Source organism: Micromonospora sp. NPDC004704 (genome assembly GCF_053601675.1).
The window spans coordinates 1-22320 of record NZ_JBSGCD010000062.1; the positions used below are offsets into that span (position 1 = coordinate 1).

At 71.2% G+C, this 22320-nt stretch carries 13 protein-coding genes, 1 tRNA gene and 1 pseudogene; 10 read left to right on the forward strand and 5 right to left on the reverse strand.

The window, feature by feature from the left end:
* Positions 1-341 precede the first annotated feature (341 nt).
* Complete coding sequence (locus ACWEFB_RS37200) at positions 342-1619, forward strand: recombinase family protein (RefSeq protein WP_452292932.1); 1278 nt, start codon at positions 342-344, stop codon at positions 1617-1619.
* A 19-nt stretch (positions 1620-1638) separates the two neighbouring features.
* Here the strand turns inward: ACWEFB_RS37200 and ACWEFB_RS37205 are convergent.
* Positions 1639-1722: transfer RNA gene (locus ACWEFB_RS37205), tRNA-Leu, on the reverse strand.
* Positions 1723-1919: 197 nt separating this feature from the next.
* Here ACWEFB_RS37205 and ACWEFB_RS37210 point away from each other — a divergent pair.
* The 6 genes from ACWEFB_RS37210 (at position 1920) to ACWEFB_RS37235 (ending at position 11596) form a co-directional block, all read left to right on the forward strand.
* Positions 1920-2321 (forward strand): RidA family protein, encoded by a 402-nt coding sequence (locus tag ACWEFB_RS37210; protein ID WP_452292933.1) that lies wholly within the window; start codon positions 1920-1922, stop codon positions 2319-2321.
* A 219-nt stretch (positions 2322-2540) separates the two neighbouring features.
* Entirely contained in the window at positions 2541-4052 is a 1512-nt protein-coding gene (locus tag ACWEFB_RS37215; protein ID WP_452292934.1) for a tetratricopeptide repeat protein, read from the forward strand.
* A 211-nt stretch (positions 4053-4263) separates the two neighbouring features.
* Positions 4264-6876, forward strand: coding sequence for a fibronectin type III domain-containing protein (locus tag ACWEFB_RS37220; protein ID WP_452292943.1), 2613 nt, complete (start codon positions 4264-4266; stop codon positions 6874-6876).
* A gap of 71 nt (positions 6877-6947) precedes the next feature.
* Positions 6948-7943 (forward strand): AAA family ATPase, encoded by a 996-nt coding sequence (locus tag ACWEFB_RS37225; protein ID WP_452292935.1) that lies wholly within the window; start codon positions 6948-6950, stop codon positions 7941-7943.
* 12 nt (positions 7944-7955) lie between these two features.
* Positions 7956-9137: a DUF58 domain-containing protein gene (locus tag ACWEFB_RS37230; RefSeq protein WP_452292936.1), complete on the forward strand. Its 1182-nt coding sequence runs from the start codon at positions 7956-7958 to the stop codon at positions 9135-9137.
* A complete protein-coding gene (locus ACWEFB_RS37235; RefSeq protein ID WP_452292937.1) occupies positions 9113-11596 on the forward strand; it encodes a DUF3488 and transglutaminase-like domain-containing protein in 2484 nt (827 codons plus the stop codon). Before ACWEFB_RS37230 ends, ACWEFB_RS37235 begins: the two co-directional genes overlap by 25 nt.
* A 255-nt stretch (positions 11597-11851) precedes the next feature.
* On the opposite strand, the pseudogene ACWEFB_RS37240 reads toward ACWEFB_RS37235, so the two are convergent.
* Positions 11852-12808: pseudogene (locus tag ACWEFB_RS37240) on the reverse strand (LLM class F420-dependent oxidoreductase); the annotation flags it as partial.
* Between the two features lie 132 nt (positions 12809-12940).
* On the opposite strand from ACWEFB_RS37240, the gene ACWEFB_RS37245 reads away from it, so the two are divergent.
* Positions 12941-13786: a DUF1028 domain-containing protein gene (locus ACWEFB_RS37245; RefSeq protein ID WP_452292938.1), complete on the forward strand. Its 846-nt coding sequence runs from the start codon at positions 12941-12943 to the stop codon at positions 13784-13786.
* Positions 13787-13843: 57 nt separating this feature from the next.
* Here ACWEFB_RS37245 and ACWEFB_RS37250 read toward each other — a convergent pair whose 3' ends face one another.
* A complete protein-coding gene (locus tag ACWEFB_RS37250) occupies positions 13844-14371 on the reverse strand; it encodes a GNAT family N-acetyltransferase (RefSeq protein ID WP_452292939.1) in 528 nt (175 codons plus the stop codon).
* A 246-nt stretch (positions 14372-14617) separates the two neighbouring features.
* On the opposite strand from ACWEFB_RS37250, the gene ACWEFB_RS37255 reads away from it, so the two are divergent.
* Positions 14618-16168, forward strand: coding sequence for a ricin-type beta-trefoil lectin domain protein (locus ACWEFB_RS37255; RefSeq protein WP_452292940.1), 1551 nt, complete (start codon positions 14618-14620; stop codon positions 16166-16168).
* 92 nt (positions 16169-16260) lie between these two features.
* Here the strand turns inward: ACWEFB_RS37255 and ACWEFB_RS37260 are convergent, their stop codons facing one another.
* Complete coding sequence (locus tag ACWEFB_RS37260) at positions 16261-17142, reverse strand: phosphatase PAP2 family protein (protein WP_452292941.1); 882 nt, start codon at positions 17140-17142, stop codon at positions 16261-16263.
* A gap of 135 nt (positions 17143-17277) precedes the next feature.
* On the opposite strand from ACWEFB_RS37260, the gene ACWEFB_RS37265 reads away from it, so the two are divergent.
* Positions 17278-17940 (forward strand): DUF3159 domain-containing protein, encoded by a 663-nt coding sequence (locus tag ACWEFB_RS37265; RefSeq protein WP_452292942.1) that lies wholly within the window; start codon positions 17278-17280, stop codon positions 17938-17940.
* 306 nt (positions 17941-18246) lie between these two features.
* Here the strand turns inward: ACWEFB_RS37265 and ACWEFB_RS37270 are convergent, their stop codons facing one another.
* The gene (locus tag ACWEFB_RS37270) at positions 18247-21150 is read right to left on the reverse strand and encodes a glycoside hydrolase family 48 protein (RefSeq protein WP_452292944.1); all 2904 of its coding nucleotides are present in this window, start codon (positions 21148-21150) and stop codon (positions 18247-18249) included.
* Positions 21151-22320: the final 1170 nt, after the last annotated feature.

Consider the following 22320-nt stretch of genomic DNA (forward strand, 5'->3'; position numbering starts at 1 on the left):
TCCGGTATCGCCCACATCCACAACATCATCCTGACGGGGTGACACCAGCAGCCTTACCCGGCCACGCCTTCACCGAGTTACGAGACGTCCTTTAGAAGTTCGCGGTGAATCCCGTGGTGGTGCTGTACTTTCGGTCGCCTACCTGGACCCGTGCCGACCGTGCAGGCGGCTGGTGGAGGCGGACCGCCTGTCCGCCTCGACTATGAGGATTCCTCGGTATAAAAGTCAGCATGTCGGATGACCAGGATTCGTTGACCCGGTGGTTGAGCGAGCAGCCAGGGTCGGGTGTGCAGCCGCGTGCTGGTCGGCGGGGTGGTCTACGGTTCGCGTTCTACGGTCGGATGTCGACGGTCGAGTACCAGGACCCGGAAACGTCCCGGCAGTGGCAGCTCGACTGCGCGAACGAGCTGGTCGCCGCTCACGGGACGATCGTCGCCGAGTACTTCGACGTCGGCTGCTCCCGCCGACGTAGCTGGCGACGGCGCCCACAGTCCGCCGCTCTACTCGCCAAGCTCACCGATCCGCATCGCGGGTTCGACGCGATCGTGGTCGGTGAGTACGAGCGCGCGTTCTCCGGCGACCAACTGCTGCACCTGGCACCACTGCTGGAACAGCACGGTGTGCGGTTGTGGCTACCCGAAACGGACGGGCCCGTCGATCACCGCGACCCGACCCACCATGCCTTGATCATGTTGCTGGGTGCCCAGTCAAAGCGCGAGGTGCAGCGTTCCCGGTTCCGGGTCATCAACGCGATGCGAGCCCAGGCACGGGAACAGGGACGCTACCTCGGCGGCCGGCCACCCTACGGCTACCGGCTCACCGACGCCGGCCCCCACCCCAACCGGGCACACGCCCGATGGGGTCGACGCGTTCAGCGTCTCGAACCGGACCCGGCCACCGCCGCACACGTGCGGTGGATGTTCACCGAACGCCTGACCGGCCGCAGCCTCGCCGGCATCGCCCGCGCCCTCAACGACGCCGCCGTGGCGTGCCCATCCACTGTCGACCCCGACCGCAACCGCCACCGCACCGGCGAGAGGTGGACCCTCCGCACCGTCTCCGCGATCCTCACCAACCCCCGCTACACCGGCCGGCAGGTATGGAACCGGCAACACACCGACATCAACACCACCCACGACACACCCCACGGACGAAAGGTCACCCGATGGAACTCCGCCAGGGAATGGGTGGTCTCCAAAGAGCAGGTCCACACCCCGCTCGTCAGCGAGCACGACTTCATCGCCGCCCAGAACATTCACTCCCGCCGGACCACCCGCGACGGCACCACCCGCAGCTACCTATTCACCGGCCTGCTGCGCTGCCGACCCTGCGGACGGAAACTGGAATCCCACTGGGTCAACCAACGCCCCGGCTACCGATGCCGCCACGGCCACACCAGCACCCAACAGCCCACGAACCAGCGACAGAAAATCCTCTACTGGAGGGAAGACCACATCATCGCCAACCTGGCCACTCATACCAGCTTCGATGGAAACGCCCTGAACCCACACGACCTCGCCGCGTTCCTGCACAGCAACAAGATCAGCATCATCTGCGATCAACACCGCTGCGCACCGACCAAGGGAACATCCGCGCAGGTCAACGCGCGGAACCGATGATCGATATGTGGTAATGATGTGTCCGAGGGGGGACTTGAACCCCCACGCCCTATACGGGCACTAGCACCTCAAGCTAGCGCGTCTGCCATTCCGCCACCCGGACTTACATACGTTTCCCGCCGTTGACCTTGGAACGGTCAGACCGTCCGTGAGCTGCCTGGCGGGCCGCACGGTGGATTACTGTACACGGCAGGCGTGGATCATGCACAACGCCTCTCGCCCACCCGGCTGACCAGGCCAAACATCCGATCAAGCGAAAATTCCGTGGCCCCCGGCACCACTCCCGCGCACCATGGCGCGATGACGATCACGCGTACGAACCCGGTGGGGTTGCACGGGACTCCGGGGTACCACCACGTGACTGTGGTGTCCGCTGGGCGTACGGCCTATCTCGCCGGGCAGTGTCCGCTCGATTCGACCGGGGCGTTGGTGGGTCCGGGAGACGTCGGTGCCCAGGTCAACCAGGTGGTGACGAACACGATGGCCGTACTGGCCTCGATCGGTGCCGGACCCGAGGATGTCGTACGGACGGTGATTTACGTGGTCAGTGATGATCGCTCGGTGCTCGGTGGAGTCTGGTCGCGTCTGCGGGAGTCGCCACTGGCCGCCGCGTTCACCAGCGCCAGCACCCTGCTCGGGGTGGCCCAGCTGGGCTTCACTGACCAACTGGTGGAGCTCGACGTCACCGCCGCACTGCCCTAGGGTCCCGCCCGCCTGGTCCGCCACCCGGACCCGAGAACTTGCCGGAGCCCGGCAGGTTTCCCGAAAGCCGGCACGTTTCCCGAAAGCCGGCAGGTTCTCCGAAAGCCGGCAGGATGTCCAGAACCCGACACCCCAGAGGTGCCCTGATCGACCGGATCGGGGCGGAACCGGACCGGGCCGGGTGGCGTGCCGACGGGTCCGACGGGCACGATGACGAACGTGTCCCAGCCGCCTCCCCTGCCCGCCGTCCGACGCAACGCGCAGGCGCTCGCCGACGCCGGTGACTCCCCCGGCGCCCGCCGACTGCTCGCCCAGGCGATCGAGGCGGGCCGGCCGGCGTACGGGGAGGATGACCGGGAGGTGCTGGCGACCGGACATCTGCTGGCCCGGCTGCACGTACAGGCCGATGATCCGGCTGCTGCCCGGCGGGTGCTGGAGGAGGCGCTCGCCGCCGGTCTGCGGCGTTGGGGCGACGGCGATCCGCTGCTCCTGGCGATCTCCTTCGATCTTGGCACGGTCGCCGAGGAACTGGGCAACCGGCACGAGGCCCGCCGCAACTTCACCCGGGTTGCCACCGCCGGGCCCGCGGCGCTCGGTGTCGACCACTGGACGGTACGGGCGGCGCGCGAGTACCTCGGCGAGTCGCCCTCGCCCGGTGGTACCGGCGCGGTTCCGGAACCGGCCACCGTCACCTTCCCCGCGAGCGGGACCGGGACAGCGGCAGGTCCGTCGACCTTCCCCGCGAGCAGGACCGGGACAGCAGCAGGTCCGTCAGCGGTCGGCGGCGCCGGGGGCACCGTGCCGAACGCACCGGTGCCCGTGCCGCCACTGGTCGACGGGACCACCACCTCGCACCCTCCTGTAGCGGCATGGCCAACCTCGGCCGCCCCATCACAGGCAACACCGCCACACGCAACACCGCGGTTCACCTCGTCCCCGTCCCGGACCGCGCCGGCCCTGCCGGGGCAGCGGGTGGAGCCGGCGCCGATCCAGCCGAAGCCGGTACAACCGACACCACCACAACCGACGCCAACACAATCGACGGCGACACAACGGATACCGGCACAGCCGGTACCGACGCGGCCGGACCCGTCCACCGGCGAGCCCACGCCTCAGGTGACGTACACCGATGTCGTTGACGGGGCTCCGACCCGGGCCGTACCGGTGCAACGGGGGTGGCCGGTATCGGACCCGGAGGCAACCCGCTCGGTGTCGGCGCCGCAGCTGCCGCCGTACCAGGTGATCACGACATCGCCCCCTGCGGCGCCGGCGCCGGGCCCGGCGAGCCGGGGTCACGGCGCGGTGATCGCGGCCGGGATCGCGGCCGCCGTGGCGGTGCTGGCCGCGATCGTGGTGGTGGTCGTCACCCTGCTGAACGCGCCGGCTACGCCGAACAACGGGCCGCCGGCCGGGCCGGACGCCGAACAAAGTGCGGGGGCCGACCCGGATTCGGGTGCCGGCGGAAGTCCGCCGACGAACCTTGCCCTGCGCGACGAGGGTACGGCGATCACGATCACCTGGGTCGACTCGAGCGGCGGTACGGTGTCCTTCATCGTGGCGGGCGCCCGGAGTGGGCAGCAGCTCGGTCCGATGGCGACCCTCAAGCCCGGCAGTACGAAGCACACGGTCAATGGGTTGAGCGCGACGGTCGACTACTGCTTCACCGTGGTCGCCGTCTACTCGACCGAGGTTGTTGCCACCTCTGAGCAGGTGTGCACCAAGCGCGGTTAGGTCCGCCGGTGGGGTCCACTGTCGGCGCCGGCTGTGTCCACAGACCTACCCGGCGGGTTCCCACCCGGATTGACCAGGCCATATGATGGCACCCGGTTTCTGGGAGGCGCGCGGTCGGATCCGGCCGCGATCAGGTGAGAGGCGGCCGGCTGTGGTCACCACAGACAACGGCACCATGAGCACCAACGAGCCCGGCGGCAGCGACCCGTCGATGTCCGGCCCGGCGCCGGTCCGGCGGTCCCGAATGCGCGGTGGCCTCGTCACCATCGGCGTCGTGGGGGCACTGGTCGCGGCGATGGGGTTGACCGTGCTCGGGCTCGGCGCGGCGGACAACGCGGTCGCCAGCTACGACGCCAGTTCCTGGTTGTGGAGCACGGCGCGCAGCGAGTTGGCCCGGGTCAACGGGATCACCGCGCGGGTGGACACCCGGATGCAGTTGCCGCAGGGGCGCAGCCACCCGATGCAGGTGACCCAGACCGACCGGATGCTGGTGCTGCGCGATCTCACCACCGGTCAGATCAGCTCTCTCGATCTTGCGACGCTCCAGGTTGTCGCCCGGACGCAGACCACCTCCGGGCTCGGGGTCAACGTCGCGCTGCACGAGGACTCGGCGTTCGTGGTGGACGCGGTCCAGGGCATCGTGCGCCAACTCGACCCCCGGTCGCTGGCGCCGATCGGCGAGCAGTTGCGTTTCCTGCCGGGAATCACCGGCGGTGCCTTCGACGGCAAGGGGCGGCTCTGGATCGGGGTGCCGAGCGAGGGCACGATCTCGGCGATCACGCCGGCTGCGGTGCCGTCGGCGGGGGCCTCCCCCGGCGGTGGGGACGGTGCCGGGTTGAGCCCGAAGGAGGTACGGAGCCTCACGGTCGCCGAACCGAGTCACGATCTTGCCCTTTCCACCCTGGACGACGGGGTGGCCGTGCTGGACCGGACGGCGGGTGTGCTGACCACGGTGCGGGGCGAGGAGCAGCCGCGTACGGTCAAGCTCGACACGAGCGGGCCGGGCCTGCTGCCGGTGCGGTCGACCGGTGACCGGGTGGCGGTGACTGTCCCGGACGACCGGAACGTCTACGTCGTCGGTGACAACGCGGTGCAGCAGCACTTCGCGGTTCCAGGTGCGGGTCCGCTGACCCCGGCGGTCGCCTGGGCGGGTCGGTTCTACTGCGCCGACGCCCAGACCGGGACGGTCTACTCGTTCGACTCGGCCGGCAAGATCGTCGACACGATCAAGGTCGCCGAGGCGACCGGGCCGTTGGAGCTGGAGGTTCGGGAGAACCACCTGTTCATCAACGCGCCGAGTTCGGCGTACGCGCAGGTGGTCGACGACAAGAACGCGACCCGACCCGTGAACAAGTACGCGAACGACATTCTCGGTGGGGATCCGCCGCCGGTCGCCCCGCCGCCCGCCCCGCCGGTGAAGCCGCTGGTCGGTAAGCCGGGTGCGCCGAGGAACGTGACGGCCGCGGCCGGGAATGCGCAGGCGCGGGTGAGTTGGCGGGCGGCGCCGGCCAACGGTTCGGCGATCACCCGGTACGTGGTGGAGGGTGCGGGCAAGGAGTTCGAGGTCGGGGCGAACCAGCGCTCGTTGGAGGTCACCGGCCTGACCAACGGGGAGTCGTACCGGTTCTCGGTCCGGGCGGTGAACGCGAAGGGCACCGGGCCGGCGAAGACCAGTAACGCCGTGGTGCCGACGTCCGAGGTGCCGGATCCGCCCGCGGGGGTGACCGCGCAGGAGCGTCCCGACGGGACGGTCCTGGTGTCGTGGCCGGCGGCGAACGGTCAGGGTTACAAGATCGGCCGGTACGCGGTGACCGCGATCTCGGCCGGCGCGACCTCCCTGGCCGGTGAGTCGACCAAGACCGAGCTGGTCATCCCGGCCGGTGAACTCGACTACGGCACCCAGTACGCGTTCCAGGTCGTCGCGGTCAACGAGAAGGGGGCGGGTTCGACCCCGTCGCCGGTGAGCAACTCGGTGGTTCCGTTCGCCAAGCCGGACGCCCCGACGAATCTCGCCGCGACCACGGTGGCCGGCGAGGCCGGGGCGATCTCGGCGGTCTGGGCCGACGCCCGCGACAACGGCCGACCGGTGACGAAGTACGTGGTCACGGCCGGTGGCAAGACCACCGAGGTGACCGAGCCCCGGGTGAAACTGACCGGGCTCGGCGACGCCCAGACGATCACGATCAAGGTGCATGCGGTGAACGAGGCCGGTGCCGGCGCCGACGCCACCGACACGGCCCGTACGGTGGCGCCGCCGCGGGTGACGGTCACCGGCAGCACCGCCGACGTCACCTCGGTCACGGTCAACTTCACCGTGGACGCCGGTGGTGGTCAGGCCACCTGTTCGGTGACGCTGACCGGGCGGCCGGCGGTCGCCGGTGCCTGCTCCAGCATCCGGGTCACCGGGCTGACGCCCGGCACGGACTACGACTTCACCGTCACCGCGAACAACGCCGCGGGTCCCGGCACGGCCACCGGCTCGCGAAAGACCAACGACCAGTTCGGGATCGCGACCTGCAACAACGGGCAGAACGGCGACACCGCCACGTACTGCGACGAGGATCGGGACGGCCGCAACGGCAACGAGATCTTCCGGGTGCCCCGGCAGGAGAACGCGCAGCAGGCCGGGTGGGCCAAGCCCGGTACGCGGCTGCAGGCGTACTGCAAGGTGCAGGGCGACGATGTGGATTCGTACATCTACAACAGCCAGAAGCGCAGCGCGTGGTGGGTCCAGGTGAACTACAACGGGGGCCGGCCGTACATTCCGTTCGCGTGGCTGAACCTGGAGGGCGGCGACAACATCAACGTGCTGCCGAACTGCTGAACGGCCAACCGGCCGCCGAAGATCCGACCGCCACCGAACCGGACCGACCGCGCGAGGAGCACCGTCCGCCGATGAACAGCCACGAGCCGCTCAGCCCGCAGCACGTCCAGGGCTTCGCCGCGTTGGCCGCCCGGCTCGCCGACGCCGTCAGTTCGGTGGTGCTCGGCAAACCGGAGGTGGTCCGGCTGGCCCTGACCGCGCTCTTCGCGCAGGGTCACGTGCTGCTGGAGGACGTACCGGGGGTCGGTAAGACGACCCTGGCCCGGGCGATCGCGGCGACCGTACGCGGGCAGTGGCGGCGGATCCAGTTCACCCCGGACCTGCTCCCGTCCGACGTGTCCGGGGTGACGATCTTCAACCAGGCCACCCGTGGTTTCGAGTTCCATCCCGGACCGGTGTTCGCGAACATCGTCATCGCCGACGAGATCAACCGGGCGTCGCCGAAGACCCAGTCGGCGCTGCTGGAGGTGATGGAGGAGCGGACCGTCACCGTCGACGGCGTACGGCACCCGGTTCCGCAGCCGTTCCTCGTCGTGGCGACCCAGAACCCGGTCGAGATGGACGGCACCTACCGGCTGCCGGAGGCGCAGCTCGACCGGTTCCTGGTGAAGCTGACCATCGGGTACCCGGACGAGGCGGTGGAGATCGAGGTCCTGCGCGGCGCGACGGTCCGCTCCCCGGAGGCGCTCGAACCGGTCACCGACACCGCCACCGTCGGCGAGATGGTCCGGATGGCGCAACGGGTGCACATCGCCGACCCGCTCTACGCGTACGCGGTCCGGTTGGCCGCCGCGACCCGCAACCACGCGCAGGTCCGGGTCGGGGTGAGTCCACGCGGGGTGATCGCGCTGACCCGCGCCGCCTGTGCGTACGCGCTCATCGACGGCCGGGCCTGGATCCAACCGGAGGACCTGAAGGCACTGGTCGAACCGGTCTTCGCACACCGGATCCTGCTCTCCCCCGACGCCCAGGTGCGTGGGGTGACCGCCGCCGACGTGCTGCGCCAGGCGGTGGCGTCGGTGCCGGTCCCGCTCCCCTCCGGTCAGCTCGCCCGGACCGGAGCCTGATCCGGGCACGCCATGACGATCACCTCCCGGGGCATCGGCCTGCTCGTCGGTGCCTGCCTCCTCCTGCTGCTCGGATTCCGGTTCGGTTACCCCGAGCTGACCCTGCTGGGCACCGCCGCCGCGATCGCGGTCGGCTGTGCGGTCGGTGCCGCCGCCTGGCGTCCCCGCCTGAACGTGAACCGGGTCGCCGACCCGGACCGGGTTGGTCGCGGTGAACCGGCGAGGATGACGCTGACGATCCGCAACGGTGGCCGGGTCCGTTCGGCGAACCTGATCGCCGAGGACCGGTGCGGCAGCCGCCCGGTGCCGGTGCCCCTGCTGCGGCTGCGACCCGGTCGGGACACCACGGTCAGCTACCCGGTGCCGACCCACCGCCGGGGCGTGGTCCCGGTCGGCCCGCTGCGGGTCACCGGCCGCGACGCCCTGGGACTGGTGGTGGTCGCCCGCGCCCACGGCGACGTGGCCCGGGTGTGGGTGCACCCACGGATCCACCCGCTGACCGCCGTACCGGCGGGGGTGGCGCGGAGCATGGACGGTCGGGTGGACCGGGTGCCGCACGGCTCGATCACCTTCGACTCACTGCGGGAGTACGTGGTCGGTGACGAACTGCGCCGGGTGCACTGGCGTACCAGTGCCCGGATCGGTGAGCTGATGGTCCGGGAGAGCCTCGACACCAGCCTGCCGCAGCTCGTGGTGCTGCTCGACGACCGGGCCACGGCCCACCCCGTGGTGGTCGACGGGGTCGCGGAGAGCTTCGAGTCGGCCTGCGAGGCGGCCGCCTCGGTGGTGGCCGCCGCCCGCCGGGAGGAACTGCCGGTCACCCTGGTCCTGGTCGCCGATTCGGGGACGGGCGACGACTTCCTCGACCGGCTCGCCGCCGCCGAGCTGCGTACGACGTCCCGGATCATCAGCGAGGACCGGGAGCTGGCCGACGGGGGCGGTGAGCCGCTGCGGGCCGTACTCAACCGGTTGCGCGAGCAGCGGCTCGGCGACACCCTGATCTTCCTCACCGGGCCGGGTGGCCGTGACGACCTGGGGCAGCTCGGGACGCTGCGGGCGGCGTACCCGTCGGTGCTGGCCGCCGTCTTCGGCGACCCGGCGCGGACGCCGGCCGAACCGGCCGGGGTACGGGTCCTCGACGTGGCCGACGGGGTCGAGTTCGCCGCCGAGTGGGACGGGGTACGCCGGTGGTGACCCGACCGGACGTGCCCTCGGTGCTGCGGGCGGTCCCGGTCCCGTTGGCCCTGATCGCCATGATCGGCCTGGCCGGTGCGGTTCTCGGCCGGGTCTACGCCGGACCGCTGCTGGGCCAACTGCTGCTCGGCGCGGCGGTCGGTTCGGTCGGGGTGAGCGTCGCCGCCCGGCGCCTGCCGTCCTGGCTGGTCGCCCCGGTGTCGGTGCTGGCCATGGTCGGCTACGTCGGGTTCGCCCTGCGGTTGGCGGCGCAGCGGGCGCAACTGCCCGGCGACTTCGCCGACCTAGTCGCCGAGGCCGGTCGGAACGGCATTCCCCGGCTGCTCACCGCGATGATCCCGGTCGAGCCGGTCCCGGACACCGTGATCGTGCCGCTGGTCGCGACCTGGCTGGCCGGGCTGGCCGGGGCTGAGGTGGCGCTGCGGGCCGGCCGGGTCCTGCTCGGCTACACCCCGCCGGCCCTGCTCTACGCCGGTGCCCTGTACGTGGTGGGTCCGAACGCCGAGCCGGCGATCTGGTGGACGGTGGCGTTCGCCGCCGCCGCCGCGATCGGCTTGGCCGTGCCGGCGGTGGCCGCGGTACCCCCGGCACCGGCCGGCGACGAGACGACAATCCCCCCGGCGGTACGGGCCGCGATCCGGGTACGGATGCTCGCTGGGACCGCCGCCGGGGTGGTGCTGGTGGTCGGACTCGCCGCGTTGCTGGCACCGGTGGTCGCCGGTCGGGTCGGCAGCACCCCGGTCGACCCGCGCCGCTACGTGCAACCGCCCCAGGTGGACAGTCTGGACGAGAACCCGCTGATCCGGATCTCCGGTTGGGCGCTGAACCCCGACCAGAAGCTGCTCGACCTGCACACCACCGGTGGTGCGGTGCCGGCCGACGACGCCGTCCCGCCGGCCGGGGACCCCGGTACCCCGCCCGAGCAGCCCGGTGACGGAGAGCAGGACACCGAAGGCCGGGTCGGTGATCCGGACCCGGCCGCGTCGTCTCCCCTCGACCGGGGGATTCGGCTGCGGCTCGCCGTCCTCAGCGACTACGACGGGGTCACCTGGCGGGTCGGTGCCACGTACCGCAACGCCGGGCGGATCCTGCCCGCGGTGCAACCGCCGAGCAACGTCGAGGTGAACCGGGTCCAGCAGGAGGTCACCGTCGGTGAGCTGGCCGGACGCCTGCTGCCGGCGGTGCCGACCCCCCGGGAGGTCGCCGGGGCGCGGGTCGCGTACGACCAGGGCAGCGGGACCCTGATCCGACCGGAGGGGCTGACGCCGGGGCTGCGGTACACGGTCACCTCCGCCCGCGAGGACCCCGACGTGAACCTGCTCCCCTCGGCGAACGTACCAGCGGGTGAGCAGGTGGCCCGGGTGCTGCGGGTCGCCGAAGGGGTGCCCGATCCGGTTCGGCGCCTCGCCGACCAGTTGGCCACCGACAACGGGGCGCCGTACTCGCGGGCGGTGGCGATCCAGGACTTCCTCGCCGAGCACTACCGCCTGGTGGCGGACGCACCGAGCGGGCACGCGTACCCGAACCTGAACTTCTTCCTGTTCGGACCCCGTGAGGGCGGTGGTCAGCGGGGCACGTCGGAGCAGTTCGCGGCCACGTTCGCGGTCCTCGGCCGGCTGATGGGTCTGCCGACCCGGGTGGTGGTCGGGTTCCACTCGGCGACCGGCGAGGGTCCGGTCACCGGCGGCGACGCGTACGCCTGGCCGGAGGTCCTCTTCGACGAACTCGGTTGGGTGGCGTTCGACCCGCTGCCGCGCCCGGACACCGTTCCCCGGCCGGTCGAGGAGGACTTCACCCCGAAGCCGCAGGAACCGCCGCCGGCACCCGACGAACCGGCGCCGACCGTCGAACCGACCCCGTCGGCCACCCCCGGACCGGCCGCCGCCCCGGCCGCCGGTTCCGGCCCCTCGCTGCCCGTGCTGGCCGGCGGCGGTTCGGGGGCGCTGCTGCTGGTCCTGGGCGCGTTCGTGGCTGCGGTAATGATCATGCGGCGGGGGCTGCGGCGGCGCCGGCTCGACCAGGGCAGCCCGGCGGAACGGATCGCCGGGGCGTGGCGGGAGGTGACCGACGCGCTGCGGCTGGCCGGTCATCCGGTCGCGGCGCACCTGGACGCGACGGAAGTGGCGGCGTACGCGGCCCGGGTGGCGGTGGATCCCGCCGCACAGGCGACGCCCGCACCGCCAACGTCCGCACCGCCGCCGAGGCGGCGCCCGTCGCCAGGGCCACGACCCACTCCACCACCCGCGCCGGAGCAGCCCCGAACGGCGGTGCCACCGATCGACGAGTTGGCCACCCTGGTCAACGTGGCCACGTTCGCGCCCGGCACCGCCGACGACGAGCAGGCCCGGCGGGCCGGAACTCTCGCGGTCGCGTACGCCACCGCGCTGCGGGCGGTCCGACCCTGGTGGCGGCGGGCGCTCTGGTCGCTGCACCCCGGTCCGCTGCGGTGGCGCCGCTGACCCGCGTCCGTCGGCGACGTTGCACGGAAAGGCGACGTTGCACGGAGAAGGGCGCCGAGACGGCTGGGGATTCGGGGACCCTCGGTTCCTCTGGCGGTCCGGCTCGCTAGTCCGTATAGAAGATCGAGGGAAGGCGATCCTGCCGTACCGCCCTCAGCCGCCGTCCACGGCCAACGCCGTGCCGATCGCCACCTCCGCGGGACTCTGCACCTGCCCGGAGATGGCTGCCGTCCCCTGCGCCGGAGACTGCACCGGACCGAGTTGGGAGATCAGGGTGGCGAGCGGGGCGAGGCCACCGGTGGCGAGTTCGGGCGTGGGCAGCAGCGCGATGACCGGTACGTCCACTCCGGCCTCGGCATAGCTGCCGACCTGCGCCCGACACTCCTCCGGCGGCCCGTGCAGAACCAGCGCGTCGATCAGCTCGTCCGGCACCGCCGCACTGGCCGCCCGGCGGTCCCCCGCCTCCCACGCCTGCCAGACCGGGCCGAGGACGGACTCCCGACCGAGCCAGCGGTGGAACTCCGCGTACGCCGGCACGGTCAGATAGCTCGTGATCATCCGCCGGCCCAGGTTGCGGGCGTACGCGGCGTCCTCGGTCGGGCAGACGAAGATCCGCGCCGCGACCTCGAAACCTTCCCGCCGTTCGCCGAGTTCGGCGAGGACCCGGGGCACGTCCGTGGCGGCCAACCAGTTGAGGATGACCCCGTCCGCCTCGGCGCTGGCCAGCCGCAGCATCCGGGGGCGCAGGGCCGCCAGCAGGATCGGCGGCGGCACCGCCGGCGGTCGTTCCAGCCGGAACCGGCGTACGGCGAAGGTGTCGTAAACCTCGTCGACCGCCTCGCCGCGCAGGGCCGCCCGCAGGAACCGCAGCATGTCCCGGGTACGCCGGTACGGGTCGACGAAGTCGACCGCGTTCCAGTCCCCCACCACCACCGGCGACGAGGCGCCGATACCGAGCGCGAAGCGCCCCGGTGCGGCTTCGGCCAGCGCCGCCGCGGTCATCGCCAGCAGCCCGGGGCCACGGGTGAAGACCGGCGCGATCGCCGTACCGAGGCGCAGGTCGGGACGCCAGGCGGCGGCCAGGGCGAGCGGGGTGAACGCGTCCACCCCGTTCACCTCCGCCGACCACAGGTCGGTGAAGCCGGCCTCGGCGAGCGCGGTGTAGACCGCGGCGTGATCGGCCAGCGGGACCCCGCTGAACGGCACCGTCATACCCCAACGTTTCGTCACCGGTCGATCGTGCCCGGTAGTCGGGGGTACGGGCAATATCTCCCCGGTGTCCATCCCGGCCGGTCCCGACAAGGCAGGTCCTCGGCGGTCCCCGTCGGGTTGTAGCCTCACCGGGTGACCTTCTCGATCGTGGCGCGCTCGGATGACGGGCGGCTGCACGGCGTCGCCGTGGCCAGCAAGTTCCTCGCCGCCGGTGCGGTGGTGCCGGCCGCCGAGGCCGAGGTCGGCGCGCTGGCCACCCAGGCGCACGCCAACCTGGCGTACGGGCCGCAGGGGCTGGCCCTGCTGCGTACCGGGCTCGGGGCGGCGGACGTGATCGCCGGTCTGGTCGCCGCCGACTCCGGTCGCGCCTCCCGGCAGCTCGGTGTTGTCGACGCCGACGGCGGTGCCGCCACCTACACCGGGGACGACTGTCACGACTGGGCCGGTGGGCAGGCCGGCGACGGGTGGGCCGCGCAGGGCAACATCCTGGTCGGCCCGGAGGTGGTCGACGCGATCCGGGACGCCTGGCTGGGCGGCGACACCGGGCGGCGGTTCGCGCAACGGCTGGTCGACGCGTTGCACGCCGGTGACCGAGCCGGCGGTGACCGGCGTGGTCGGCAGAGCGCCGGGCTGCTGGTGGTGGCGAAACGCGGCGGGTACGGGGGCAGCAGCGACGTCGTGGTGGACCTGCGGGTGGACGACCATCCGGATCCGGTGGCGGAGCTGGCCCGACTGCTCGACGTACACGTCATGCTCTTCGAGAAGCCGGACCCGCAGACGCTGCTCGACCTGACCGGTGAGCTGGCCGCCGAGGTCGCGGCCCTGCTCACGGCGGCCGGGCATGCCCCGGCGGACACCGGCGACGCCGCTGTCGACGCCGCCCTGACGGACTGGGCCGGGGTGGAGAACCTGGAGGAGCGGATGGTGTCCGGCCGAATCGACCCGGTGGTCCTGGCCCACCTGCGCGGTCGCCGCTGACCGGCGCCCGACCGGGCCGCCGTCGGATCGGGCCCGCCGTCGGATCGGGCCGGCGTCCTATCGGGGCTCGCGCTCCAGTTCGGCCCGCAGCAGGCCGTAGACGACGCCGTCGTGCCACTTCCCGGCGCGGAAACCGGCGCCGCGCAGGACGCCCTCGCGGGTGAATCCGGCCTTCTCCGCCGCGCGTTGTTCGGCCACGTTGCCGACCTCGGTGGTGGCCTCGACCCTGTTCACCAACGTGTGGGCGAACAGGTATTCGGCGAGCAGCCGCTGGGCTCGGCTGCCGTGTCCCCTGCCCCTCGCCTCGGGGGCGAGCAGGACACCGATGTTCCAGTAGAAGGCGTTCCTGGTGGTCATCACCTTGCGCCAGGAGACCAGGCCGAGCCGGTCGTCCCCGGCGGTGACGATGAGGACCCCGCCGTCGTCGCCCAGCAGCCCGTTCTCGTCCCAACGCCTGCGGTAGACGTGCGGGTCGTGGAAGCCGTACCACTGGTGCTCGCCGCTCGCGACGGGGTCGTTGATCAGGTGGTTCAGGAACGGCAGGTCGGCTTCGAGTACGGGTCGCAGAGCTGTCTCGTCTCCCACGGGCACGACGTTACCGGCGCGGGCCCGGTCCGGCTGCTCGTGGAGTGGGCGGCCTTGAACGTCCACATCGGACGAATTCGGCCCGCTCTTAACAACCTTTATTGAATCCTTGACATTCACCCCCTTTTATCGAAAGACTCCGATGCAGAGAGCGCTCTCTTTCCTCTTTGACTCCCCCAGTCGGCACGCTGCGCACCGTCCCCGCAGTCCCGGGGACGCGCCGTCGGCGTGCACGGAAGGACCCCCATGTTCCGTACGGTCAAGGCGCTCGGGATCGCCGCGGTGGCACTCACCGTGGCCACCCTCGCCCCGCCCGCGAGCAACGCCTCGGACACCCCCGCACCCGGCGCACCCGCCGCCACCACCCGGTTCGACATGGCCCCCGGCATGGTCGCGGCGATGCGCCGGGACCTCGGGCTCGCCGACGACCGGATCGCCGCCCGGCTGGCGACCGAGGCGGCGGCACCGGCGGTCGAGAAACGGCTGCGCGACCGGCTCGGCACGACCTTCGCCGGCGCCTGGATCCCGACCGGCGCAGATCGGTTGACGGTCGCGGTCACCGACCCGGCCGCGGCCACGGCGGTACGCGCGGCCGGCGCGGACGTGCGGATCGTCGCGCGCAGCGCGGCCGACCTCGACGCCGCGCACGCCAAACTCGACCGGAACGCGGCGAAACTGCGCGGCGGCGCGGTCCACGGCTGGTACGTCGACACCGCGAACAACCGCGTCGTGGTCACGGCCGGACCCGGCGGCGCGGCGGCGGCCAGGGCGTACGCCGAGGCCAGCGGCGCGGGCACGGTCACCGTCGTCGAGACCGCCGAGGCGCCCCGGCCGATGTACGACATCCGCGGCGGCGACCAGTACGTCATCAACGGCAACACGCTCTGCTCGGTCGGCTTCGCCGTCGCCGGTGGATTCGTCAGCGCCGGACACTGCGGCGGCACGGGCAGCCCGACCCTCGGCTACAACAACGTCTCGCAGGGCAACTTCGCCGGCTCGTCGTTCCCCGGCAACGACTACGCGTGGATCCGGACGAACGCCTCCTGGACACCGCAGCCGTGGGTCAACAACTACTCCGGCGGCAACGTTGTCGTGGCCGGCTCCCAGGACGCCGCGATCGGCAGTTCGGTCTGCCGGTCCGGGCGTACGACGGGGTGGCGCTGCGGCACCATCCTCGGCCGCAACGAGACCATCGTCTACGCCCAGGGGGCCGTCTCCGGCCTGTCCCGCAGCAACGCCTGCGCCGAACCCGGCGACTCCGGCGGCTCGTGGATCTCCGGCAACCAGGCCCAGGGCGTCACCTCCGGCGGTACGGGCAACTGTTCGTCCGGCGGCACCATGTGGTTCCAGCCGGTCAACGAGATCCTCGGCGTGTACGGCCTCTCGCTGACCACCTCCGGCGGCGGCGGGGGCAGCACCAGTGCGCTGGTCAGCAACTGGAACAACCGGTGCATCGACGTACCGAACTCGAACTTCTCCGACGGGGTCCTGCTGCAGATGTGGGGGTGCAACTCCACCAACGCGCAGCGGTGGACGTTCGTCAACGGGATGCTGCAGACCTCGAACAACAAGTGCATGGATGTCGCCTGGGGCTCGACCGCGAACGGCGCGGCGATCCAGATCGTCACGTGCAGCGGCAACCCGGCCCAGCAGTTCGTCCTCTCCGCCGCCGGTGACCTGGTCAACCCGCAGGCGAACAAGTGCATCGACATCAAGGACTGGAACTCGGGCGACGGGGCGCAGTTGCAGCTCTGGGACTGTGCCGGCACCGCCAACCAGAAGTGGCGGCGCGGCTGACGACGTAGTGTCGCCCGCCGGTCGGGACTCCCGACCGGCGGGCGACCTCCGTACGCGACGGTCGGGCTAGCGCCCAGCCCGGCTCGGGGCGGTCAGCCGTTGTGCCGGGGCACCACCCGGTGCACGCTGACCAGCAGCAACGCCATCATCAGGCTGGCCGTGCCGGCGATCGCCGCGGCACCGCCCAGGTACGCGTCGAACAGCCTCGGCCGGTTCAGTTCGTCGACCGGGATGGCCAGCACCTCGTCGGTCGAATACAGCGCGTACCCGGCGACGGCCAGCAGGGCCAACCCGGCCAACCCGAACAGGGTCACCGCCCGCCAGTGCGCGTCCCCCGGCTCCACCTGGGCCTGCTCCCGCTGGAAGAGCAGCAGCAGGATGCCGGCCACGGCCGCCCACGCACCGACGATGAGCAGCGAGGCGACCGCGTCACTGGGCCGGTGCCAACCCGCCGACAGGGTCGCGACCCCCGCCAGCGCCGTGTACGCGACGGCGAGCAGCGCGCCCCAGGCGCGGACCCGGGGCGGCAGCACCAGGACCAGCGCCACGGCGACCGCGGCGGCGATCGTGGTGTGCCCGCTGGGCAGGCTGTTGCCGGCGGCGGCCCGTTCCGGGTCGACGCCGAAGTCCGGTCGGTGGATGACGTACTTGGCGACCTGGGTGGTGACGTTGGCCCCGACGACGAGCAGGGTCGCGACCACGGCCAGCGCGACCCGGCCCCGGATCAACGCGATGAAGCCGATCACCAGGGTGGCGGCGAGCAGGGAGACCACCGACATCGCGTTGAGTACGGTGCCGACCAGCCCGTCGATCCGGTCCTGGCCGATCTTGTTCCCGGTGAGCGCGATGGTGTCGAGTAGTTGACCGTGCTCGGTGCGTACGGCGAACCGCCAGAGCAGCACAAACGCGGCCACCTGAACAACGGTCAGCAGAACCAGCCAAGTCACCGTCAACGCCGTTCTGCGCCCATGCATCCGGTCACCGTAACGAACTCCCGGAGCACGGCAACTCGGCGGTCGAATCGCCCGCGCGCAGCCGTGACCGCAAGATCCGAGGGGGTCTCCGGGCCACCATAAGTTAGGCTCCCCTAAGACTTGCGGAGGTGGTCGATGGCAACCGTCCGGGACCGGCCGGAATCCCTCGCCGACCTGCTCGGCGGGCGGCGCGGCGGCTGGGACGCCACCGTACCGCCGGTTGCCTTCGGCTCCGGCTGGCTGCTCTCCGGCGGCTCGGTCTGGTACGGCACCCTCGCCGCACTGGTCGTCGGAGTCGCGGTCGCCGGGTGGCGGCTGCGTCGCGGCGACCGGCCCGCCTCGGTCCTCGTCGGCCTGCTCGCCGTCTGCGTCGCCGCCCTCGTTGTCCTGCGTACGGGGCGAGCCAGCGACTTCTTCCTGCTCCAACTCGTGTCGAACGGGGCCAGCGCACTCGCCTGGCTGGTCAGCATCGGGTTGCGCTGGCCGCTGCTCGGGGTGGTCGTCGGCACCCTGCTCGGCCAACGTGGACGTTGGCGGCGCGACCCGGACCTGCTGCGCGCGTACGGCCGGGGCAGTTGGGTGTGGGTCTGCCAGTACCTGATCCGGCTGGCGGTCTTCGTCCCGCTCTACGCCGCCGACCAGGTGGTGGCGCTGGTCGGCGCCCGGGTGGCGCTGACCTGGCCGCTGGTCGCCGCCTGCGTCGCGGTGAGCTGGTGGGTGATCCGGCGGACCCTGCCGGCCGGTCATCCGGGGCTGCGGCACCCGGTCGAGCCGGCGGAGATCACGGCGGACCGGTAGCTCGCCGGACGGCAGCACGGATCGGGCGGAGATAGACGGAGAGGCCGCCACGGGGGGAGCGGCCTCTCCGTGAAGAAACGGTACATCGCAGCGGAGCCATGCGCGAGCCGGGAAAGCGCTGACCGCCAATCATTCATCCGTACGGTAGGTGGAACCGGGCGAGTGACACCGTGGTGCCACCCGCCCGGGGGTCGTGTCCCGGCGGTTGCGCCGGGGGTGGTGAGCCGGCCGGTTCGCTGCGTTGGCCAAGCCGGCCGGCTCACCACTGATTGGCCTGACCGTGGGAATCAGGCCGCTCAGGGAGGGTCAGCCGTTCGGGAAGAGGCTGCCGAAGTCGGCGAACGCCATCGCGATGTCGGACTGGGCCCAGAATCGGTGGTAGTTGAACGAGGGTGCCGCACCTCCGTTGAGGTACGCCTGGACCTTCGGCCAGTCCGGGTCGTTGCGGTAGAACGACCGGATGTCCACGAAGCTCTTGCCCGCGGCGATCGCGTCACCGTTGGGCATGTCGCCGGTCCAGTTCGGCGGCAGGTAGAGGCCCTGCCCGGTGGAGGCGTTGTACACGTCGTCGAACCGCTGGTAGTCGGCCCGGGTCTCGGTGGTCGAGATCCCCTTCGACTCGGCGTGCGCGTACATCGCGTCGAGCAGCCCCTTGGCGGTGGTCTTCGCCGCCGTGTTGCCGGACTTCGCCGCGTACCACATCAGGGTCCGGGCGTACGCCGCACCGACACCGACGTCGGTGCCCTTCGCAGTCACCGTGACGTGCAGGTTGGTGTTCGCCGCCGGGCTGGTGGGGTTCCACGTCGCCGGGGCACCGGTCCACGACATGTCGGACGGGATCTGGAAGTTCCCGCCGGTGCCGATGGTGGTGTTGGCGATCGCCCAGGGCACCCACTTGTCCAGGATGGCCTTGGCCTTGGCGTTGCCGGTCACGTAGTACAGCTCGGCGACCCGGTGCAGCGACCAGACCTGCATGCCGAACCAACCGTTGCTGCCCGGGTCCTCGTAGACCGGGTGGTCGTCGTAGAACATGCCGTAGAAGGTCGGCTTGCCGGCCGGCGGCTGGGCGTACGCGCCGTCCCAGCTGTTCGTCGCACCACCGGCGATGGCACCCTCGGACGACTGCAGCCACTGGTAGAACTCAAGCTGCCGGTTCATGCTGTTGGTCCAGTCCGTCACGGCGGTCGCCGAACGCGGCCGCAGTTCCGGGACGTTGGTCAACGCCCAGGCGGTGAACGGGTTCTGGTAACCGAAGTGGTTGTGGCTGGAACCGATCCGCCACGACCAGCCGGCGGCCGGGTCGGTGGCGCCGCCCCAGGCGTAGTACCAGGACATCAGGTAGTGCGCGGAGTCCTTGCCGGTACCGGCCGGGCAGGCGGTCGCCCCGACGCAGTTGCCGATCCGCTTGAAGTACTTGTCGTACATGGCGTAGCGCAGGTAGTCGCCCATCTTGGCCGCCTTGGCCACGGTGGCCGCCACGTCGGCCTGCTTGTTCTGCTCCTTCGCCCAGGTCAACGCCCAGTACGCGGCCTGGATGGCACGCGCGTCGGCGTCCGGGGCGTTGGTGTACTTCCACTGCTTCGCCGGCGCGCCCGAGTCGGCGATGGAGATGTCGAGGAAGCCGTTCGGGCCGCCGTGGACGAACGTGTCGCAGGACGGCTGCGGCACGGTCTCCCAGACCGACTCCTGCGGACCCCGCTGGAAGGTGTTGATGTACGCCGGCCGGGTGGTCCCGTCGCCGCAGCGGCCGAACCCGTACGTGTTGTCGACGTCGAGCAGCCAGTGCATGCCGTAGATGTCACCGGTGCCGTACGTCGACTGGAGCTCGTTGCGCAGCGGGTCGACGCCGACCGGCACCGACGGCTGCAACTGCGACGGGTACTGGCTGGGCAGGTTGTACTCGGCCGCGTACTGCGGGGTACCGGCCACACCGGCGGTCGGCTGGTCGTTGTGCGACGGGATGATGTAGCGCTCCATCACCGTCCAGGCGTTGTTGAACGGGGCCCAGTTCTGGGTGGCCCGCCCGTACTGCGCCTCGAGCCAGATCCAGAAGCTGAACGCCTCGGAGGTGGTCTCGTGCCCGTGGTCGGGCGCCTCGACGATCAGCGTCTCGATCGAGTGGTACGGCACGCCCTCCGGGCTGAAGTAGCCGGAGTTCTTGATTTTGCCGTACTGCTCGAGGAACCGGGCGGTGTAGATGTTGTCGCCGCCGCCGGGTGTGTCGTTGTCGATCTCGGTGGCGACGATCGCCAGCGGCGCGTACCCGCTGGCCGAGGCGGTGATGGTGGCGGTGCCGCCGGCGGTGTCGGTGTCCTCGGCCGCGGCGACGGTGAGGTTGACCCCGGTGTTCCAGTTCGCCGTGGTCAGCGTCGTCGAGGTGGGCGTCACGGTGACGTCGGTGTCACCGGTACGGGCCAGGGTCACCGCCACGTTGCCGGTCGGCGCGGCACTGAGCTTCAGGTTCACCGACGCGCTGCTGCCCTCGGTGACGTTCACCGAGGTGGGGGTGGCCACCAGGACCGGACCCGAGCCCGGGGTGACGGTGAAGGCGCGTTCGGCCGTCGCGGTCAGGTTCGCGTTGTCGTACGCGCGGGCCTGGACGGTGTAGCTGCCGGCCGGCTGGTCCTCCAGCAGATAGCTGTACGGCGCCGTGGTGTCGGTGTTGACCAGCAGCCCGTTGCGATAGAACTCGACCTTCGCGATGGTGCCGTCGGGGTCGCTCGCGGTGGCGGTCAGCGGTACGTCGGCCGGGGCCACGAACGGTCCGGCCGGGACGCTGAGGGTCACCGTGGGCGGTTGCGGTGTGGTGGTGCCACCACAGGTGACCCCGTTGACCGAGAACGACGTGGGCTTGGCGTTGGTGCCGGAGTAGGAACCGTTGAAGCCGATGCTGGTGGAGGCGCCGGTGGCCAGGTTGCCGTTCCAGGACATGCTGGTGGCGGTGACCTGGGTGCCGGACTGGGTCCAGTTTGCCGACCAGCCCTGGGTGACCCGCTGGTTGCCGGGGAAGGCGAAGCGCAGGGTCCAGCCGTTGATCGGGTCGCCGGTGTTGCGGATGGTGACGTTGGCGCTGAACCCGTTGTTCCAGTCGTTGGTCGCGTAGACCACGTCGCAGGCCGGTGCCGCTTGGGCGACGCCGGGGACGACGACCACGCCTAGCGCTGCCAGCACGCCGGTGGCGAGGATCGCCACCCGGCGTCTACTTGCGATGAGCTTCATGTGCTGACTTCTCCTCGCGGACCTGGCCGGGGCGTTGTCGCCTCGGCAGGGCGCCTCCGTGCGCGGGGTGGGGTGGTGAGTGTGCGCATGGGGTGGGAGGCGCCGGGGAAGGTGGTCGACCCGTCCCGGACCGGGGTCGGCGATCGACGGCAGGGCGCGCCGGACGTGGCGGCTCTGGTCGGTGCTGGGCGCCGTACCGAAAAAAGTGTCGGATGCCCTCGGCGGCCCGCGGTCGGCGTGGCTCCCGCTCCGCGATAATTCGACAGTCTTGCATGGGAGCGCTCCCGCAGCAAGCCGGAGGCCGGGGCGGTCCATCCGGGACAGCCAGCCGAAGGGTATTGGCCTGCACCGATGGCTGATCAAGGCAAGCACATCGGGGTTTCATCGACGTTGGTCAGATGTTTCGATCTTATTTTGGGTCTTTCACAAACCCGTGACGCGGGATACAGTCCAATCACGTCGATGGGAGCGCTTCCATCGATAGCGATGTAAGTGCTTAGAACCTACAGCACCTACGGGAAGCATGGGGCGAACCAGCATCGCGATGCCCTTGACCTCCCGATCGGGCGCTACCCGGTGCCCCCGGGACAGCGCTGACCGCTCAGCCGTGGGGCTGACGACGGGCCAGCCCGGACTCCGCCGTCAGCCGACTCACCACCGTCGAGAGGAGGTGGAACCAGAGCCACTCGCGTGGCCCGGCTCCCGCGCGACACGCACGACCTGGACGCCAATTCCGTTCGTGCGTGTGTGTAACTGATGGTGGGGACGGGGGTTGCCCTCCCCGTCCCCACGCTATACCCCCTTCGGCAAGGGGGAAATAGGTCGACAGGACAGGCGCACCGCGCCCACCCGGTCGACCTGTTGCGTGCCCGGCGCCGAAAGAGTCAGTGCGCCCCCGGCCGCGAGGGGCCCCGACGGCGTGGTCACCGGTACGTGGGCGCGGGCGATGGACGAGGCCCAGCCCGAAGCCTTTCGCCAGCCGAACAACCCATACGCAAACCACCTGGGCAGCCGCTACCTTGTGATGGGAGCGCTCCCGGACGCGCCATTCGCGGATGGGCCCCACACACGAGGAGACAAGCCATATGTCCGTACTGACCCGGCGCCACCTGCTGCGCCGCGCCGCGCTCTCCGCCAGCGCCGCCGGCGCGGCCCGCGTGA

Coding starts and splice junctions, on each gene's coding strand:
- ACWEFB_RS37210 (WP_452292933.1), top strand. CDS start 1,920: ATGACGATCACGCGTACGAACCCGGTGGGGTTGCACGGGACTCCGGGG.
- ACWEFB_RS37265 (WP_452292942.1), top strand. CDS start 17,278: ATGGCAACCGTCCGGGACCGGCCGGAATCCCTCGCCGACCTGCTCGGC.
- ACWEFB_RS37220 (WP_452292943.1), top strand. CDS start 4,264: ATGTCCGGCCCGGCGCCGGTCCGGCGGTCCCGAATGCGCGGTGGCCTC.
- ACWEFB_RS37260 (WP_452292941.1), bottom strand. CDS start 17,142: ATGCATGGGCGCAGAACGGCGTTGACGGTGACTTGGCTGGTTCTGCTG.
- ACWEFB_RS37225 (WP_452292935.1), top strand. CDS start 6,948: ATGAACAGCCACGAGCCGCTCAGCCCGCAGCACGTCCAGGGCTTCGCC.
- ACWEFB_RS37230 (WP_452292936.1), top strand. CDS start 7,956: ATGACGATCACCTCCCGGGGCATCGGCCTGCTCGTCGGTGCCTGCCTC.
- ACWEFB_RS37200 (WP_452292932.1), top strand. CDS start 342: ATGTCGACGGTCGAGTACCAGGACCCGGAAACGTCCCGGCAGTGGCAG.
- ACWEFB_RS37255 (WP_452292940.1), top strand. CDS start 14,618: ATGTTCCGTACGGTCAAGGCGCTCGGGATCGCCGCGGTGGCACTCACC.